The organism is Ammoniphilus resinae, assembly GCF_017873965.1.
Lineage (GTDB): Bacteria > Bacillota > Bacilli > Aneurinibacillales > RAOX-1 > Ammoniphilus_A > Ammoniphilus_A resinae.
Window position 1 is genome coordinate 342,386 of the sequence record NZ_JAGGKT010000001.1, and the last position, 18,428, is coordinate 360,813.

Genomic DNA, 18,428 nt, shown 5'->3' on the forward strand with positions numbered 1-18,428 from the left:
CGGAGGGTAAAAAATGAAGGTTTCCTATAACTGGTTAAAGCAGTATGTTGATTTGCAGGGTGTGTCTCCAGAGGAACTTGCCGAAAAACTCACGCGGAGCGGGGTTGAGGTAGAAGGAATAGAAAATAGAAATAAAGGGGTCAGCCAAATCTTCATCGGGTATGTGGCCGAAAAAGCAAAGCATCCTGATGCGGACAAATTAAATGTGTGTCAGGTCGATGTGGGTCAAGCGGAGAGATTGCAAATTGTTTGCGGGGCTAAAAACGTGGATGCTGGGCAGAAAGTGGTTGTTTCTGTCGTCGGGGCACAGCTTCCTGGCGGACTCAAGATTAAGAAAGCAAAGCTTCGCGGGGTAGAGTCACAAGGGATGATTTGTTCCGCGAAAGAATTAGGAATGAATGACAAATTACTCCCGAAAGACCAGCAAGAAGGGATTTTGGTTTTGCCTGAAGAGGCCGAAGTCGGTCAGGATGCTATTTCCTACCTGGGACTCGATGACGCAGTTTTAGAGCTAGGGTTAACACCAAATCGTTCGGATTGTTTAAGTATGATCGGTGTGGCCTATGAGGTTGCTGCCATTCTAGACCGTGAAGTAAAACTGCCAGATCTGTCGCTTGAAGAAGAAGGTGCATCCATTGAGGATAAAGTACATGTGCAAATTGAAGCACCTGAACATTGTTCAAAATATGCAGCACGTTTAATCACGGGAATCAAGCTTGGACCGTCTCCGTTCTGGATGCAAAGCTGCTTAATGGCTGCAGGAGTTCGCCCGATTAATAACATTGTCGACATTACCAACTATGTCATGCTTGAACAGGGGCAACCGTTGCACGCTTTTGATTATGACAGAGTGGAAAATGGCAAAATTATCGTTCGCCTTGCCCATCCAAACGAAACCATTCAAACCTTGGATGACATCGAACGGAAATTGGATCCAGATATGCTTTTAATTACAGACGTCTCAAAACCTGTCGGAATTGCAGGGGTTATGGGTGGCGCCAATTCAGAAGTCAACGTCGATACGGTTTCGATCCTTTTGGAATCTGCACAATTCTCCGGAGTGTCCATTCGAAAAACAGCGAAAAAACTAGGGCTGCGCTCCGAGGCAAGTTCACGCTTTGAAAAAGAAGTGAATCCGGATGCCGTTATGGATGCTTTAAACCGGGCTGCGCAATTGATGATAACCTTAGGTGGCGGAAAAGTTGCCAAAGGGGTAGCGGTTGAAACGACGAAAGAATGGAAAGAACCAACAATTTCTCTACGATTGGAACGGGTAAATGGCTACCTTGGAACTTCATTAGAAGTTGGGCAAGTTCAAGAGATCATGCGTCGTTTGAGGTTTGCGGCAGCTGAATCCGAGCAAGGGCTTCAAGTTACGGTTCCCTTAAGAAGGCAGGATATCACTAGGGAAGTGGATTTAATCGAAGAAGTCGCCAGATTGCATGGGTACGATCAGATTCCAATTAGTCTTCCCGAAGGTGGAACAACCAGAGGAGGGCTAACGGACTATCAGCAATGGCAGCGTACCATTCGCAACACCTTAACGTCTGCAGGATTGTTTGAAGTTTTTACTTATGCTTTTTCTGACGAAAAGGTGATGTATGACTTCGCTCCATTCGAAGCTGAACATAAGGGAATTCCATTAACGATGCCAATGAGTGAAGAGAGAAGCCATCTGAGAGTGCATCTCTTGCCTCATTTACTGGAGACAGCGTCCTATAACCAAAATAGACAAAACAACGATCTTTCCATCTTTGAAATGGGCAGGGTGTTCTTGACCGAAGAAGCGGAGTTGACAAAACTTCCGAAGGAAAAACTTTGTCTTGGAGGACTTTTGACAGGGACTTGGCTGCCACAGCAATGGACCAACAAGCCTCAGTCTGTTGATTTTTATGACATGAAGGGGATCCTGGAGATGTTGTTTGCCACAATCGGAGCTGAGCAAGTCGTTTATCGTTCAGCTGAGAACCTAAAAGGAATGCACCCAGGAAGAACAACAGAAATTTTGGTTCAAAATATACCTGTCGGATATGCCGGGCAAATTCATCCGGAATTACAAAATAAATACGATATACAAGAGGCTTACGTATTTTATATAGATTTAGAAAAGTTATTTCCACTTGTCAAACGCACAAATGATTACACACCACTTCCAAAATATCCAGCAAGTTCCCGCGACCTTAGTATCGTCGTGGACCAAGCAATTTCTGCAGGAGATATCGAACAAACGATTGTTGAAGCTGCAGGAGCGATATTGGAAGATGTTCACCTGTTTGATGTATTTACCGGGGAAAAAATTGGAGCCGGGAAAAAGAGCCTGGCCTTCTCTCTGCTTTATCGAAACCCAGAAGCAACCCTGACTGATCAGGAAGTAAATGAAGCGCAGGAACGGGTCCTTCAGGAACTTACAGCAAAATATCAGGCGGAGCTTAGGATGTAAAACAAAATGGGAAGGAGCTGATTGAATTGTCAGCTCCTTCTTTTTTTCAAGTGATAAAGTATGTATAATACGAAGGAAGGATATGATAAAAGTGAAGGAGAATGGTATTTGTGCGTGAAGAGGAAAAAAATAAGCTAAACGTGGATATATATGGCCAACAATATCGGATGGTAGGAAAAGCTAGTACAGCTCATTTGCGTGCTGTCGCTAATTATGTGGATGAAAAGATGCGTCAAATTGCCGGTGGGAATACACGTCTAGATACAGCTAAGCTTGCTGTATTGTCTGCAATTAACATTGCTGATGAGTATTTTCGGCTAAGGGAAGAATATGATGAATTACTTCGAATCCTTGAAGAAGAGGAGAAAAAGATGGAATGAATGCGGTGGATCTTGTTTTAGTTGCTTTTCTCATCATGAGCTGTTTTTATGGGTACCGTAAAGGCTTTGTCAATCAGGCAATTGGTTTATTAGGGATCCTGATTTCTTTAGCCTTCGCCTATACGTTCTCCCAAAGTACAGCAGTATACCTCCAAGAACAATTTCCTCTCCCTAAGGATAGTCCAAATCCTCTCATTCAAGCTGTCTTAGGTATGGTAACCTTACAGAATATGATTTATTCAGCCGTTGCTTTTGTTTTACTTTTTTTAATTGCTAAGATTCTGTGGAATATATTTGGAAAATTAGTTGACAGCTTAGCCGACCTTCCTGTCATTTCTTATTTTAATCGATGGTTAGGTGCGTTGTTTGGGTGCTTGCAGGTCATCATTATTTCGATGATTGCAATCAACTTGATAGCAGCCATGCCTGGTGATCAGTGGAAAGAAAGTATTTATCAATCATACATTTCACAATATATTTTGGAGGTATCCCCATTTATCTCAAAACAAATGAATTGGGCCCCATCTACTCCAGAGTTAGAAAACCCAAAGACAAATGATTCGTTGAAAACTTTATAAGTATGAAGAAACAAAACAAAAGAGACTGTAAAAACAGTCTCTTTTTCCACTGTATTTTATTGTTGTCCCCCGGCCAATGCACTTTCTGCCATTTTCACTAAACGCTTCGTTATTTCTCCACCAACAGATCCATTTGCACGGGATGTAGCGTAGGCTCCAAAATCATATACACCAAATTCATTTGCAATTTCATATTTGATCTCATCGATTAAGGAAGACGACTGTGGGACAATCAGTTTGTTTTGGCTAGCCATCGTATACCTCCTTGGTTTTTACCAGACATCCATCCATAAAGGATGTACACTTAGGGTATGTAAAATGGAGAAGCTAATGCTCTGTAAATACAGGCAAACAGGGGGAATCGTCCCTTCATTTCCTTTTCAGATTAGGCCCTCAAAAGTCATTCCCACGTCATTACAATGTGATTAATCTATTTCGGGCGATTTGCACGCCAAAATCTAGACCGGGATGGCAAGAAGAGATCGATAATACCCATCAAGAGCGCAGCTAACAACGCTCCAATAATGGTTACGGATACTCCAGGAACAATAAACTTTGTGATATAGATGATAAGGGCAGTGGAAAGAAAACCGACAAGTCCCCGTCCGTAAGGGGAGATTTCGCGGCCCAAGAACGCTTCGGCAATCCACCCAATGGCTGTAATCACTGCTGCAGCCAAGATGGCTGTTCCGAACCCACGTATACTGAACCCTGGTACAAGGTATCCGACCAGAAGAAGAATGAATGCACTAACCAGAAATCGGATGAGGTGGTTGATGTAAGGCAAAAACATCGCTCCTTTATAATTCCTGTATATCTAGTTTTTCCTCTGGGTAACCAACATATACTTTTCCCTTTGAGGAAGAATGATATAATATAGCAGACATCAGGTTGAGGAAGGGGATTCAAGTTGAACGAGCGAATTTTTCGCACTTTGGAATTTGTAAAGGTATTGGAACGATTAAAACAACATACATCTACTTCATTAGGAAGAGAAAAAATAGAGAAACTTCGCCCTACTTCAAACTTGGAGGAAGCGACTCGGTTACAGAATTTAACCTTTGAAGGATATACAGTCTTGCGGCTAAAGGGAAGTGTTCCTTTTGGCGGAATCCGTGATATCCGACGTTTTATTAGCAGGGCAAAACTAGGATCCATGTTGGCTGCGGCAGAGCTCCTCGATGTAGCGGGCACGATTTATGGGGGATGGAGACTACGTAAATTTCTTGAGGGAATGGGGGAGGAGCAAGAACTTCCTTTGTTGCAAGAGCTTGTCTCAACGATCGAACGCTTGCAAAATGTGGAGGATGAAATTACCGCCTGTATTGATGAAAATGCAGTCGTTGTTGATCATGCTTCAGCCGCTTTAGCGCAGATTCGTTCCCAACTTCGTACGGCGGAAGCAAGGATTAAGGAGAGACTTGAGCAAATTCTTCGTTCCTCTCAGTACCAAAAAATGCTGCAGGAAAATCTTGTTTCAGTCAGAGGGGACCGCTATGTTATACCTGTTAAGCAAGAGTACCGGCATGTGTTTGGCGGGATGATTCATGATCAATCGGCTTCAGGGGCTACGCTTTTCATCGAACCTGAAGTTGTAGTGCAGGCAAACAATCAATTGCGTGAACTTCGGATGAAAGAAGAACGTGAAATTGAACGCATTCTAATGCAACTATCTGCGATTGTTGCGGAGCACAATGATCTTCTCATGGATAATGTGGAAACCTTGTCTGAGTTGGATTTCGTTTTTGCTAAGGCCTCTCATGCACATCAGATTAAAGCGGTTCAACCAAAGCTTAACGACCGTGGCTACATGCGTTTGCGAAAGGCAAGACATCCATTAATTGCGCCTGAACAGGTTGTCCCGATTGATGTGGAATTAGGCGATCGTTATACCTCATTAATTATCACTGGACCCAATACCGGGGGAAAGACAGTTACCTTGAAAACCATCGGATTGCATGCTTTGATGGCAGCCTCTGGTTTGCATATCCCTGCTGAAGAGGATAGTCAAATGGCGGTATTTTCACACGTTTTTGCTGACATTGGTGATGAACAAAGCATTGAGCAGAATCTAAGTACTTTTTCCGGCCATATGAAAAATATTAACGATATTTTGCGTCATATGGATGAGAAAAGTCTTATTTTATTCGACGAATTAGGGGCCGGTACGGATCCGACAGAAGGAGCAGCCTTGGCTATTTCGATTCTAGATTTTATTTATCGAAAAGGTGCAACGGTTGTTGCTACAACACACTATAGTGAACTAAAGGCATACGCTTATAATTCAGAGAAGGTCCTGAATGCAAGCGTGGAATTTGATGTGGAGACCTTGCGTCCAACCTATCGTTTATTGATCGGGATACCAGGACGAAGCAATGCTTTTGCGATTGCCAGTCGCTTGGGGTTGCCAGATGTAATTATTTCCGAAGCGGGAAAGCTGGTAAGTGTAGAAGACAAGAAAGTGGAGACGATGATTGCCTCCTTGGAAGAGAATACATTGGCCGCTGAGCAGGAAAGAAATGAAGCGATCCGACTGCGCAAGGAAATGGAACGGCACCGTGAAGAGTTTGAACAGGAAAGACTGCAGTTTATTCAAGACCGGAACAGATTGTTGCAGAAAACAGAAGAAGATGCTGCGAAGGCTGTAGCTAAAGCTAAACAAGAAGCAGAGGAAATTATTACCGAATTAAGGAAGATGGCACAAGAAGAGCAATATGGCATTAAGGAGCATCGTTTAATTGAAGCGAAGAAAAGGTTGGAGGAAGCGATTCCTTCCTTTGAGAAAGAAAAAGAGAAGCGGAAGGCAAGAGAAGATGCAAAGCCAAAGGTAGGAGATGAAGTGAAGGTTCTTTCCCTTGGTCAGAAAGGGGAAATCATCTCTGAACTAGGAAGTGATGAATACCAGGTGCAGATTGGAATCCTAAAGATGAATATCAAGGCTGCGGATTTGCAAGTGCTAAAAGCAGCGAAGAAAAAAGAACCGGTGGCTTTTACCAGGGTGAAAATAGCTCGTGATACGGTAAGACCAGAGTTGGATTTGCGTGGATTTACAGTTGAGGAGGCGCTTTCTGCAATTGATAAATATCTGGATGATGCGGTGATTTCTAATCTGCATCAGGTTTCATTAATCCATGGAAAAGGAACCGGAGCACTTCGCATTGGGGTCCATAATTTCTTAAAAAAACATCGCAGTGTCAAGTCTTTTCGAATCGGTGGACAGGGCGAAGGCGGATTAGGGGCAACGATCGTTGAATTGAAATAAGGGAGAGGACTACCCACTAAAGAAGGGGGAGGCATATGGTCTCGGGGTTGTTGAAAAATCCATATATTTTAATGACAGCTTTCTTTGCAGTTACCATTCTTGCCATTATTATCTTTTTGGCAATTTTTGAATTGGTTACCCGTTACGATGATTGGGAGCAAATTAAAAGCGGGAATATCTCTGTAGCGATGGCTTTGGGGGGGAAAATATTTGGGATCTGCAATATTTTTCGTCATTCCATTGAGCATCATGATACAATCGGACAAGCCCTCGTATGGGGCGGGTTTGGCTTTCTTCTATTGCTGATTGCCTATTTTATCTTTGAATTTATGACTCCCAAGTTTAAAGTAGATGAAGAAATTGAGAACAATAATAAAGCGGTTGGTTTGCTCTCCATGACTATTTCCATCGGTCTTTCTTATGTGATTGGTGCCAGTATAGTATAAATTTTTATCTTGTGGAAATTTTTCTGTGTTTACAAAGTAACCTAGAAATCGGTAATATGTATGTAACAACCTAATTGTTGGGTTGGGAGTATTGGCGGTCACGATAGTGACCGCTCTTTTTTTAGGTTTCTACATAATTATGATGCGAAGACCCAATACAACATCCCGCCACCTATAAAAATTAAAGCGAAAATCCCAAGAATAATTGCAAGTCTTAATAACATTGGTTTTCCTCCATTGATCAATTACTAAAATTATAATCAACTTTTTGGTGAAAACCAAGGATGGACCGTTCGGCTCATTTTTTGTCGATTTCTCATGTAATTTGCTAGATTATGAAACATTTACTTAGCATTTTACGTCTAATAGTATTGATCCATTAAAAGAGAGAAATAGTTTACATTGAGGGAGAGGAGTACATGCAACAAGTGAAGTCAAACTTTCAGAAAGCAACCGTTTTTTTACTGGCGTTCGTGATGGTTTTTACTACGGGTCTTAGCGCTCAGGCAGCTGGGGCGAATTCCTTGCAGTTGAAGGAAGAAAAAAAGTTGGCACATGGTGCTGTCTACAAAGTATTTTCAAAATTAATAGATGAGAAGCAGATTCAAGTCAACGTGGTAGAAGTAGATTTGAAGAATCCATCTGTACAAATTGCTCCTATCTTTGGTGATTCTGGGCAAATTGGAAGCAGGGCCAAGGTAACGACGATGGCTAATCAGAATCAGGCTGTTGCAGCGATTAATTCCAGCTTTTTTAGAATGAACAACGAAGGTGGAACATTAGGGATGCTTGTTAAGGATGGCAAGCTATTGTCCAATGCAGCGGAAGTTCCTGGGTGGAATACGTTTGCACTTCTGAAGGATGGACAAGCAACCGTTCTTCCAGATATCCTGTTTAACGGACAGATTATTGCTCCTAATGGGGATCCATTTCCGATTAAGGGAATGAACAAAACAGAATATTTCCCGCCTGATTCCCCAGCAAGCAATTATTCCGGTTCCCTTCATCTTTTTACAAAAGAATGGGGTTCACTTAGTCGTGGGACTCCAACCGGGTATCGCGATGTAGTCGAAATGGAAGTAACAGATGGACTCGTTTCGGATATTCGAATCAATGAAGGAGCCCAGCCTATTCCCGAAAATGGGTATGTACTTTTGGCACATGGCAAGGCGTCACAGTTTATTCTGGATCATTTTGGTTTAGGAGATTCAGTAGAAATAGAATACGGCTATTCGCCTGAAGCCTATGAGATTGAAGAAGCGATTGGAGTAAACTTTTTGCTTGTTACAGATGGCAAACCTATTGCCGAATTTCCAACAGACTCCGCGCTGTTAGGGAAAAATGCTCGCTCTGCAATTGGAATTAATAGAAATGGAACAACCCTTTATTTAATAGCTATTGAGAAAACCGAGGCGCAACCGGGTGTGACGCTGCAGCAATTGGCTGATATCTTAATTGAATTAGGTGCTTATACGGGTGTGAATCTGGATGGAGGTGGATCAACCTCCCTTGCTGTTCAGAAACCAGGTGATCTAGGGGTGACGCGCGTAAATGGTCCTGCTTTTGAACGAAGTGTCGCCGATGCATTGGCTGTATTTAACGTAGCCCCTAAGGCTGAACCAATGGAGTTGATGATCCAGGGACCACAGAAGGTTTTAGTGGATTCGGAGGCTGTATATACATTTAAGGGATATGATAAAAACTATCATTCTCTTGACCCGCAAAAGGTATCTTGGAAGATTCCTGAAGAATTTGCTACCCTTGTGAACAATCAGGTGAAATGGATCAAAGGGGGAGACACCCAGATTACCGCCTCGATCGATGGGAAGTCTGTAAGCTTGCCTGTTTCCGTAGTTGGAAAGGAACAAATTGAGAAGCTAGAGATTGTTCCAGAAGTGATTGAAGTGGCTCCACTTCAGCAACAAAATTTAGAAATAAAGATTGTTCTTAAAGATGGCTCGACTATTGTTCCAACTTCATCTCAAGTAACATGGGAAGTAGAACAAGCGGAAATGGGTCAGATTAAAAATAATCAGTTTGTCGCTGGTGATAAGACAGGAAGTACTTTCTTAACCGCGAAGGTGGCAGGCGTGAGTGCTGAAATTGAAGTCAAAGTGGGCTACTTTGATGATATAGATGGCCACTGGGCACAGAAAAACATTGAACAAATGGCCGTCAAAGGGTATGCAAAAGGTTTGCAGCCAAGAATTTTTGGGCCAAACGAATCCCTGACACGCGCTGATTTCATTGTCTTTCTCTCAAGGATTCAGGGGTGGCAATTAGGTGATGAAGAAAAGGCCGTTACATTTACCGAAGAGATGCCGAAATATGCCCTCCCTGCCCTGCAATATGCTAAGTATCACGAGATTATGATGGGTGATGAAAAAGGTTTGATGAATCCCGGACAATCGATCAGCCGGATGGAGGTTTCCGTCATTCTTGCCAGACTTCTTGAGCAGGAATCTTTTGACGGGGATACTGCAAGTTTAGAGGGGCTTTACAAAGATGCAAATGAGATACCAGAATGGGCACAGTCTGCTGTTCTTTTATTATCGGAAAAGAAGATCTTTGGGGGAGCCAATCAACAATTCTATCCTCGTAAAGACATTACTCGTGCGGAAATGGCAACCGTCCTATTGAGAGCTTTTGTCCGGCATTAACGGGCATTAAGACCCCCCACTTCTTTTCAAATGAAATAGGAGAAGTGGGGGATAACTGCCCGTAAATGCCCGATAAGTGCAACTAACCATTAGAGGGGGGACGAGGCCCCCTTCTAATGGAAGTTTTCTTTATCAAAGAATAATGTAAAGGAAAAGATCAATGCTGAAAAAATGGTACATTTGGCTCTTTGGAGCCGTTCTGCTTATTCCTGTTATCCTTTATGGAACTTGGAAAACATACGAGTGGATCTTGTTGGAGCGGCTCCGCAGCATAGACATTCAGGTCGCTCCTTATAGTAAGGAAATAACTAGTCAGAATTATGACGTCATCGTCGTGGGGGGCGAGCCTGAAGGGGTTGCAGCAGCTGTTTCAGCAGCAAGGAATGGTGCAAAAACGCTTTTAGTTGAACATCGAGAGGGGTTAGGCGGATTATTAACCTTCGGGATGTTGAATTTCCTGGATATCGATCATGAGATGCGAGGAGAGGTGGCAAATGCCGGGATCTTCAAAGAATGGCATCGGATGGTTGGGGGAAGGGTAACCTTCGACATCGAAACCGCAAAAAAGGCCTTTCTTAAACTGGTCCAGAACGAACCTAATCTTTCCCTGCTGCTGGGTACGGAGCTAACCAAACCGATCCTTGAGGGCAAGAGAATCATTGGGGTGGAAGTACAGGGGGAATCGGGTAAGCAAACCTACTATGCCAATCGTTTCATCGACTCTACCCAAAACGCTGACCTCGCTGCTCTAGCAGGTGTACCGTATTTTATTGGAAATCAGGACATTGGAGTTTCCCAAAAGATGTCTACTACCCTAATGATTCACTTGAAAGGAGTAGATTGGGATAAAGTGCTGGCAACGGCATACACCCATAAATTTGGTCCGGCTAAAGCGAATGTAACTGCTGCGTGGGGGTTTGGGGGACTACTCACTGCTTATAAACCGAGCCAGCCAGATGTTCGATTGCGCGGTTTTAATATGGTTCGTTCTAGCGATAACATGATCTATATTAATGCCTTGCAAATTTTTGGGATAGACGGCTTAGATTCTGACTCCTTGGAAAAAGCCAAAGAAAAAGGACGAAAGGAAACGGAACATATAGTACAATTCCTAAGAAAGGAATTTCCTGGGTTTGAAAACGCGCAGATTGCCTCCTTCCCTACGGAGTTGTATGTAAGGGAAACCAGGCATGTGTTAGCGGAATATCAACTCCCCATATCAGATGTATGGGAAAATAGGGATCACCCAGACCGAATCGGCTTTGGCTCCTATCCTGTGGATATTCAGGCGACTTCAACACAAAACACAGGTTATGTCCTGACAGACCCGATTCAATATGCTATTCCTTTTCGTTCCCTGGTTCCGCTTGAGATTGATCAATTATTAGTGGCAAGTAAGGCAGCTGGATATTCTTCTCTAGCGGCGGGAAGTGCACGGGTGGTTCCGACAGGGATGACAGTAGCAGAGGCAGCTGGAGTTGCTGCAGTTTTATCCATCCGAAACAACGTGGATTTTCGAGAAATGACAAAAAGTAAAGAAATGATTTCCAATCTCCAGGAAATACTAACCAAACAGGGGGCTTTACTTTACGCCTATGAATTGGAATATCCATATCAAGGGGAATGGTTTTATCCCGATATTCGCGAACTCTTAACCTATGGTCTAATCTCGGGTGGATATAAAAATGAGTTCCCTGTCGATAGCCCAATGAAAGAGATGGCCCTCGTCAATTTATTGATGAACGGTATCGAGCGTAAGAATGCAGACCTTTATGTCAAACTGAAGGAACGGCTTACGCAAGTTCGCTATCTTGTAACGGAAGGGCAGGAAATAAAAAGGGATCAGGCGGCTCGGTTTATCGAATATATGGTTTCCGGGACGAAGTCAAAAGACCCTTGGGCATGGGTAACGAAACGGAACCTTGTTGAGCCTCACTTGACATCAAGCTTGGTCGAAAATCGGGTGCTGACAACAGCGGAATGCTATTCCCTTGTTGCTGGGATTATGCAGAAATTAGATGTAATCGAGAAAATGGAAGGTCGTTCAAAATGATAAGAAAAATGCTCTGGGTCATTATGGCCCTTTCTTTACTTTCTTCAATTCCGTTGATCGCGGATCGGTTTCATGCTGAAACCTCCACAAAGGCAGTTGAATCCGTCGTAGAAGATGCGGAAATATTAAAGCTGACCTCAAAGGTCTACAATACTTTTACAGAAGATGAAGTCCTGCAAAAACTAAAGGATAACGGTGTTACTTCGATTGCCCTTTATGAATTAACCTTGCAGGATTTGACGAGGCGTGGAATTGTAAATACATATAGTACATCAGATCAGTTCCTGCGAACGATGGCACCGTCTCTACCTCAGCAGCAATCGATCGTTTTGTTCCGTTCGGACCTAAGCCCGGAGGAAAAATTGAATTACCAAACGATGATGAAACAAGCCTTTCAGGGGGCGAGGGACTACAAATGGAACAATCAAGAAGCACTTCTCATTCCGCATCCACTGGTTGAAATCGAACGGATTTTTCTCGGCATCGATTTCAACAGGGTGAAGAAGTACCAAGATCGTGGCTTTCATATTGTGGCGAGAATCAACTCAGATCGCTATTGGAATGAAAATTTTTTGGCCTGGCAATTTAATAAATTAGGCACACATGGTGTCAAAAAAATGATCTTTGAAGGAAAAGGGGTTCTTGGATTTCCGGTCCCGGAGAATATGGAACAAACCGCTGCTTGGATGAGAAAATATGGAATGTCCTTTGGACTTGTTGATTTTTACGAGCAGCAAGGTTATAAAACATTGGGTAAACTAAATGATCTGCACACTTTTCGAGTATTAAGTATTTCAGATCAAAAAATGGCCTCCACCTCGACAGGGGAAGTGGCAGATATGTTTTCCCTCGGGATTCAGGAGCGTAATGTACGAATGGCCTACCTCCATATGCCAATATGGAATAGTGACCAGATCCCTTCCACTGTTCTCCTGGGAAAAACATTGGATGCAATAAAAAACATAAACCAGGATATTTCTGCACATGGTTATGTTTTTAAAGAAACAAAGCCTTTTTTCAATCCGCAAATTGCGGAAAGAGGCTGGTATAATCTTGTCCTAATTATAGGTTTGCTTTCTTTAACCAGTTTGGCCTTGGCCAAGTTTCATCGTATTTTTCTATACTTGCCGATTCCTTTTGGACTCATCTTATATGCAGGTGCGCAATTATTGCATCAGGAAATTCTGCTCTTTCAATTTTTTGCTCTATTGGGAGCGATCATGGCCCCGGTTCTTTCAACCATCTTGGTTGTGGACTACGCCAGCCGATTTGCTTGGAAACCCTGGCTTGCTTCCTTGCTAAGCTTTGTTGTGGCAAGTGTGATCAGTTTGTATGGCGCTGTCACTGTCGTTTCACTGCTTAACAACTTGGTGTTCATTCAATATTTAGAGCAATTTAGAGGTGTTAAGCTTTTATATTTTGCTCCGATTGTGCTGATATTCCTATACTGTTTCAGAAGTTGGATCAATCTGAAAAACTTGTGGGAATTACCGATTTATATTCTGAACAGGCCTTTATATGTTAAGCATCTTGTACTTGCGGGCATTGCACTTGCGGCAATCGGGTATTTTCTTTCCCGTTCAGGGAATGCGGCCACGACTTTGCCCTTTGAATTGGAGTTTCGCCAGTGGCTTGACGATGTCATGGGGGTCCGCCCGAGGACAAAGGAAATTTTCCTTGGACATCCGTTCTTCCTATTAGCTACTTATATGATGTTTAAATATAAAAAAGGAAAATGGCTGTTCATTTTGGGTGTCATCGGTCAGATGTCTATGGTCAGTACTTTTACACATATTCATACACCGCTTCTCATTTCAATCGTTCGTACTTTCAACGGTATGCTTGTTGGGGCGATTGTTGGAGTGATCCTAATTTTAATTGTGGAGTGGATTGGTCGATTCCTTAGAAAAAGGGAGAGAATAGTGACACATGTCGATTAAAAGAATCATGCTTTCTGGTTATTTCGGCTTCGATAATGCAGGCGATGAGGCCATCTGCGAAGCCATGATCCAGTCTCTCAAGGCCCTTGAACCCAATCTTGAGATCATCGTACTTTCCGGGAATCCGGAGAAAACGCGGGATCGATATGGGGTGGAGGCTGTAAATCGGACGGATCTAGCGGCCATTTGGAAAGCACTTAGGAAGACAGATCTATTTATTAGCGGGGGAGGTAGTTTACTTCAGGATAAAACCGGGAGTCTAACCATCCCTTATTATCTGGGTGTGATTCATCTTGCGAAGCTTGCTAAGGTTCCCGTAGCCGTGTTTGCTCAAGGAATTGGTCCGGTGGAAAAACCGATGTTTCAGAAGTGGATTGCTCGGCTTTTTCGATCGTTGGCATATGTTTCGGTCAGGGACTCGGACTCTAGAAAATTGTTGCTAGACTGGGGCGTAGCAGAGGAAAAAATTGATCAGGTTGTTGATCCTGTTTTCCTTTTGCATTCATCAGGGGAAGAACGTGGCAGGCAGCTTTTGTTGGCAGAGGGAATTGATCTGAAAAAACCTCCCCTTCTTCTTTCCATTCGCAAATGGAAAGAAGGGGAAGGAGACTTTGATGTATTTGCTCAGTTATGTGATCGATTAGTGGAAGAAAATGAAGAGATCGTTTTCTTGCCTTTTCATTATCCCGATGATTTGAATGCATCAATTGACATAGTGGCCCGCATGAAGAAGAAAGCGCATGTTGTTCAAGGAAGTTATTCTCCGTCCGAACTGATGGATATGGTTTCGGTTGGGAAAATGATGGTGGCGATGAGGCTACATGCGCTGATTTTCGCTGCGGCCAGGCAAGTTCCCTGTGTGGGAATTTCTTATGATCCAAAAATTGACGCCTTCTTGCACTTAATCAATGAAAAAGCTGCGGGTTATTCCGGAAGCCTGGATCCTGATCAGCTCTATGTCTCTGTCAAGTCTGTGTTAGGGCAGGAAGAGAAAGCCAAACAAGATCTCCAGACGAAAGCCGAACAATTAAAAGACTTAGCCATGAGGCCGGCAAACAAGGTTATGGAGTTGATAAAATAGCTAGGTTTGGATAGAGAGCGTATAGGTTACAAGCCGATCAAGCGCCCATCTCTTTAGTTCATCATGGCTTTTTCCTGTGAATGATGCAAAGAGGTGTTTATCCTGTTCCTGAGTATTTACCGAGTAAAAGGAAAGGACCCAGTTCTCTTCGACTTGCTCAATGGAGAAACGGATGAATTTCCCCTCCTTTCTTTTCCAACAAAACAGAAGTTGAAGCAACTCTTCATTTGCCTCTTGAATGGTTTTCAAATTGTATCACCCCTTTTACAAACTTTTGTAAAAGGGGTTTTCTACATCCTTAAGTAGAATCCTTCCAGCTCTACAAAACAAGTGCTATTTAGACAAAATTAGAATGGGAGAGGACAAATTCTCCCATAATAATAGGAATCAGTAGAATGAGGAGTTTAAATGATGAAGAAACTTCTGTTGATGTTTTTCTCGCTTGTTCTTCTAGTTGGATTAGGCTTCGCAGGGTATGGATACGTTAAATATCAAAACATGGTAGAGCGCTGGTATATGCCATTGGAACCCGGAGAATATGCCGGGGAAAAGAAAAATAAACCGCCTGCTGAAGAAAAGGTGGAATTAGCTCCTTTTACCGTTCTGTTATTAGGTGTCGATTCACGGGAAGGAGAGAAAAAATCACGATCAGATACCATTATGCTTGCTGCGGTTCATCCGAAAAATCAAAAGGCAGTATTAATGTCCATTCCGAGGGATACGCTGGCGGACATTCCAGGATATGGTCAGGACAAATTTAATCATTCCATGTTTTACGGGGGCCCTCCTTTAGTAAAGCAAACGATGGAAAACTTCTTTGATATTAAAGTAGATCACTATGCTGCCGTTGACTTTGATGGGTTTATTAAAATTGTGGACGCTCTAGGTGGGGTGGAGGTTAATGTAAAGCGGAGAATGAAATATCATGATCCGGTCGATGGTACTTCCATTGATTTGCAGCCGGGCCTTCAACTGCTTGATGGAGAAAATGCTTTGGATTATGCAAGGTTTCGCAAAAGTGATATTGGATCAGCTGCCAGTGATTTTGATCGAATGGATCGTCAACAAGAAATTATTCGTAAAATTGCCGATAAAGCAACAGAACTAAGTTCTGTATTCAAAGTGTTCAAGATGATGGATATATTAGGGGAACACGTAAAAACGGATTTCACTGAAGAAAAAATACGCGGGTTATTTCTCCAATTCCGCAATTTCTCATCATCTAGTATTAAGTCCGTGGAGATCCAGGGGACGAACCGCCGAATCCCGATGCATGGCTACAACCTTTGGTTTTATCTTGTCGATCAGGAGGAACGTAACCGCATTAAAACAATTATTGAAGATACCCTGGCTGGATCAGAGCCCAATGTTACTACAGCAAAGTAAAGGGTGGTCACCGTTTTCATAATTACCAGGGAGGGAGTATTTTGGTCATCATCGCCTCGATGATGACCATTTTATAATTACCAGGGAGCATTTTGGTCATCATCGCCTCGATGATGACCATTTTTATAATTACCAAGGAGCAATTTGGTCATCATAGCTTCAATGATGACCGTTTTTATAATTATCAAGGAGCAATTTGGTCATCATCGCCTCGATGATGACCATTTTTATAATTACCAAGGAGCAATTTGGTCATCATCGCCTCGATGATGACCATTTTTATAATTACCAAGGAGCAATTTGGTCATCATCATTAACACATCAGATCCCAGAATAAGTACAAACCGCGTTCTCATACATATAAATGAGTAAATACCATTCCAACCACTACTTAACCTCTAACATTCAGAAAAAAGGAGTGGTTCTATGGAGAACAAACCGTGGTTAGCCTACTATCCTCCGCAAATTCCCGCTCACCTACATTATCCCGAAGTTCCGCTTACCTATTTTTTAGAAGAAGCTGCTGAGCATCATCCGGACAAACAAGCGCTTAGTTTCTTAGGTAAAAAAATAGATTTTCGAAGTCTTGCTAAAGAGGTTAAAAAATTTGCTGGGATTCTAAGGCAACTAGGGGTGGCAAAAGGAGACCGGGTGGCTGTTATGCTTCCTAACTGTCCGCAGGCGGTCTTTTGTTACTATGGCGCTTTATGGATCGGAGCCATTGTCGTTCAAACCAATCCGCTCTATATGGAAAGAGAGCTGATTTTCCAGCTAAATGACGCAGAGGTTGAAACCATTGTCTGTCTAGATCTTGTGTACTCGAAGGTAAGTAAAGCAAAACCCAAAACAAAATTAAAAAATATTATCGTCACAAGGATGGAGGATTATCTGCCATTTCCAAAAAACCTTCTATATCCGCTGGTCCAAAAGAGAAAAGGACTACATCCGACTATCGACTTTTTGGGCGATGGATGTCTGTCATTGAAGAACTTGATGAAAGACGCGGATGAATTCGTAGAACCGGCTAAAATCTCCCCTAAGGCTGATTTGGCTTTATTGCAGTATACCGGTGGAACAACCGGGAGGGCAAAAGGTGTGATGTTAACACACAAAAATTTGGTTGCCAATGTCATACAGTGCCATGCTTGGTTTTATAAATCAGAAGCAGGTAAAGAGAGGTTTCTCGGGGCTGTTCCCTTTTTTCATGTATATGGAATGACAGTAGCGATGAATCTTTCCATACGGATGGCGGGGACCCTTGTGATGGTGCCAAAATTTGATGTAGACCTTTTACTTAAGACAATCACCAAAGAAAAACCAACTGTTTTCCCTGGGGCGCCCACCATGTACATTGCTCTAATTAACCATTCACAGCTCAGTAAATATGATCTTTCTTCAATTGAAGCATGTATTAGCGGCTCTGCCCCATTGCCAACAGAAGTCCAAGAATCTTTTGAAGAGTTGACAAAGGGAAGACTTGTTGAAGGATATGGTTTAACCGAATGCTCTCCGGTCACACATGCCAATCCGATTTGGGACCAAAGGGTTACGGGGAGTATTGGATTGCCATGGCCGGACACAGAAGCTAAAATTGTTGATCTTAAAACAGATGCCCCTTTACCACCTGGGGAAATTGGAGAACTGGTTGTGCGCGGGCCACAAGTGATGAAGGGGTATTGGAAGAAACCAGAAGAAACGGAACAAGTTCTGCGAGAGGGCTGGCTTTATACCGGCGACCTGGCTTTTATGGATGAAAAGGGCTATTTTTATATTGTGGATCGTAAAAAGGACATGATTATTGCAGGTGGCTTTAATATATATCCCCGTGAAGTGGAGGAAGTGTTGTATGAACATAAGGCAGTTTCCGAAGCGGCTGTAGTGGGTGTACCAGATCCTTATCGTGGGGAAACGGTCAAAGCTTTTATTGTTGTTAAAAAGAATGCAGCTGTAAGTGAGCAGGAATTAAACATCTTTTGTCGAGAAAGGTTAGCAGCTTATAAAGTTCCAAGACTGTATGAGTTTAGAAGTGAATTGCCGAAAACAATGGTAGGAAAGGTTCTTAAAAAAGAGCTCATTGAAAATAAGGAAGCAAGCGATGACCCAACCTGATGATCGTCACAAGGTTGGTCTTTTTTGTATCTAACCTAAGTTTTCTTTCGCTTCTTAATATTGACAAAAGTAGAGAGGAGTACTAAACTAAAC

15 protein-coding genes are annotated in these 18,428 nt (G+C 42.7%); 12 read left to right on the forward strand and 3 right to left on the reverse strand.

Going from position 1 to position 18,428, the window contains the following annotated elements; genetic code table 11:
* The first annotated feature begins 13 nt into the window (after positions 1-13).
* The 3 genes from pheT to J2Z37_RS01620 all read left to right on the forward strand — a co-directional run bounded on the left by pheT (position 14) and on the right by J2Z37_RS01620 (position 3,398).
* Positions 14-2,440 carry a phenylalanine--tRNA ligase subunit beta gene (gene pheT, locus J2Z37_RS01610; RefSeq protein WP_209808254.1) on the forward strand — a complete coding sequence of 809 codons (2,427 nt, stop codon included), beginning with the start codon at positions 14-16 and terminating at the stop codon, positions 2,438-2,440.
* A 110-nt stretch (positions 2,441-2,550) separates the two neighbouring features.
* Positions 2,551-2,820, forward strand: a complete 270-nt coding sequence (zapA, locus tag J2Z37_RS01615; RefSeq protein WP_209808255.1) for a cell division protein ZapA — start codon at positions 2,551-2,553, stop codon at positions 2,818-2,820.
* Positions 2,817-3,398 (forward strand): CvpA family protein, encoded by a 582-nt coding sequence (locus tag J2Z37_RS01620; RefSeq protein WP_209808256.1) that lies wholly within the window; start codon positions 2,817-2,819, stop codon positions 3,396-3,398. The genes zapA and J2Z37_RS01620 overlap by 4 nt, the downstream gene beginning before the upstream one ends.
* A 56-nt stretch (positions 3,399-3,454) precedes the next feature.
* On the opposite strand, the gene J2Z37_RS01625 is transcribed toward J2Z37_RS01620, so the two are convergent.
* Both J2Z37_RS01625 and J2Z37_RS01630 read right to left on the reverse strand, forming a co-directional pair.
* Entirely contained in the window at positions 3,455-3,652 is a 198-nt protein-coding gene (locus J2Z37_RS01625) for an alpha/beta-type small acid-soluble spore protein (protein WP_209808258.1), read from the reverse strand.
* Between the two features lie 176 nt (positions 3,653-3,828).
* A complete protein-coding gene (locus tag J2Z37_RS01630; RefSeq protein ID WP_209808260.1) occupies positions 3,829-4,185 on the reverse strand; it encodes a phage holin family protein in 357 nt (118 codons plus the stop codon).
* Positions 4,186-4,308: 123 nt separating this feature from the next.
* Between J2Z37_RS01630 and J2Z37_RS01635 the strand changes: the two genes are divergently transcribed.
* The 6 genes from J2Z37_RS01635 to csaB all read left to right on the forward strand — a co-directional run bounded on the left by J2Z37_RS01635 (position 4,309) and on the right by csaB (position 14,840).
* A complete protein-coding gene (locus J2Z37_RS01635) occupies positions 4,309-6,660 on the forward strand; it encodes an endonuclease MutS2 (RefSeq protein ID WP_209808262.1) in 2,352 nt (783 codons plus the stop codon).
* Positions 6,661-6,695: 35 nt separating this feature from the next.
* Positions 6,696-7,106 (forward strand): DUF350 domain-containing protein, encoded by a 411-nt coding sequence (locus J2Z37_RS01640; RefSeq protein ID WP_209808264.1) that lies wholly within the window; start codon positions 6,696-6,698, stop codon positions 7,104-7,106.
* A gap of 419 nt (positions 7,107-7,525) precedes the next feature.
* Positions 7,526-9,766, forward strand: a complete 2,241-nt coding sequence (locus J2Z37_RS01645) for a phosphodiester glycosidase family protein (protein ID WP_209808268.1) — start codon at positions 7,526-7,528, stop codon at positions 9,764-9,766.
* Between the two features lie 160 nt (positions 9,767-9,926).
* Positions 9,927-11,819 (forward strand): FAD-dependent oxidoreductase, encoded by a 1,893-nt coding sequence (locus J2Z37_RS01650; protein ID WP_209808270.1) that lies wholly within the window; start codon positions 9,927-9,929, stop codon positions 11,817-11,819.
* Positions 11,816-13,759 carry a DUF5693 family protein gene (locus J2Z37_RS01655; protein ID WP_209808273.1) on the forward strand — a complete coding sequence of 648 codons (1,944 nt, stop codon included), beginning with the start codon at positions 11,816-11,818 and terminating at the stop codon, positions 13,757-13,759. Before J2Z37_RS01650 ends, J2Z37_RS01655 begins: the two co-directional genes overlap by 4 nt.
* The gene (gene csaB, locus J2Z37_RS01660; RefSeq protein ID WP_209808275.1) at positions 13,749-14,840 is read left to right on the forward strand and encodes a polysaccharide pyruvyl transferase CsaB; all 1,092 of its coding nucleotides are present in this window, start codon (positions 13,749-13,751) and stop codon (positions 14,838-14,840) included. Before J2Z37_RS01655 ends, csaB begins: the two co-directional genes overlap by 11 nt.
* Here csaB and J2Z37_RS01665 read toward each other — a convergent pair whose 3' ends face one another.
* The gene (locus J2Z37_RS01665; RefSeq protein WP_209808276.1) at positions 14,841-15,089 is read right to left on the reverse strand and encodes a hypothetical protein; all 249 of its coding nucleotides are present in this window, start codon (positions 15,087-15,089) and stop codon (positions 14,841-14,843) included.
* Positions 15,090-15,251: 162 nt separating this feature from the next.
* On the opposite strand from J2Z37_RS01665, the gene J2Z37_RS01670 reads away from it, so the two are divergent.
* From J2Z37_RS01670 to J2Z37_RS01675, 3 genes are all read left to right on the forward strand, one after another.
* On the forward strand, positions 15,252-16,226 hold the full coding sequence (locus J2Z37_RS01670) for an LCP family protein (protein WP_209808278.1): 975 nt from the start codon (positions 15,252-15,254) through the stop codon (positions 16,224-16,226).
* 214 nt (positions 16,227-16,440) lie between these two features.
* On the forward strand, positions 16,441-16,563 hold the full coding sequence (locus J2Z37_RS25705) for a hypothetical protein (RefSeq protein ID WP_280922139.1): 123 nt from the start codon (positions 16,441-16,443) through the stop codon (positions 16,561-16,563).
* Between the two features lie 89 nt (positions 16,564-16,652).
* Positions 16,653-18,335, forward strand: a complete 1,683-nt coding sequence (locus J2Z37_RS01675; protein WP_209808280.1) for a long-chain-fatty-acid--CoA ligase — start codon at positions 16,653-16,655, stop codon at positions 18,333-18,335.
* Positions 18,336-18,428: the final 93 nt, after the last annotated feature.

Bases quoted from the DNA above. Each gene is read 5' to 3' on its own strand.
- pheT (WP_209808254.1), top strand. From the start codon at position 14: ATGAAGGTTTCCTATAACTGGTTAAAGCAGTATGTTGATTTGCAGGGT.
- J2Z37_RS01620 (WP_209808256.1), top strand. From the start codon at position 2,817: ATGAATGCGGTGGATCTTGTTTTAGTTGCTTTTCTCATCATGAGCTGT.
- J2Z37_RS01625 (WP_209808258.1), bottom strand. From the start codon at position 3,652: ATGGCTAGCCAAAACAAACTGATTGTCCCACAGTCGTCTTCCTTAATC.
- J2Z37_RS01640 (WP_209808264.1), top strand. From the start codon at position 6,696: ATGGTCTCGGGGTTGTTGAAAAATCCATATATTTTAATGACAGCTTTC.
- J2Z37_RS01645 (WP_209808268.1), top strand. From the start codon at position 7,526: ATGCAACAAGTGAAGTCAAACTTTCAGAAAGCAACCGTTTTTTTACTG.
- J2Z37_RS01650 (WP_209808270.1), top strand. From the start codon at position 9,927: ATGCTGAAAAAATGGTACATTTGGCTCTTTGGAGCCGTTCTGCTTATT.
- J2Z37_RS01655 (WP_209808273.1), top strand. From the start codon at position 11,816: ATGATAAGAAAAATGCTCTGGGTCATTATGGCCCTTTCTTTACTTTCT.
- csaB (WP_209808275.1), top strand. From the start codon at position 13,749: ATGTCGATTAAAAGAATCATGCTTTCTGGTTATTTCGGCTTCGATAAT.
- J2Z37_RS01670 (WP_209808278.1), top strand. From the start codon at position 15,252: ATGAAGAAACTTCTGTTGATGTTTTTCTCGCTTGTTCTTCTAGTTGGA.
- J2Z37_RS25705 (WP_280922139.1), top strand. From the start codon at position 16,441: ATGATGACCATTTTTATAATTACCAAGGAGCAATTTGGTCATCATCGC.
- J2Z37_RS01675 (WP_209808280.1), top strand. From the start codon at position 16,653: ATGGAGAACAAACCGTGGTTAGCCTACTATCCTCCGCAAATTCCCGCT.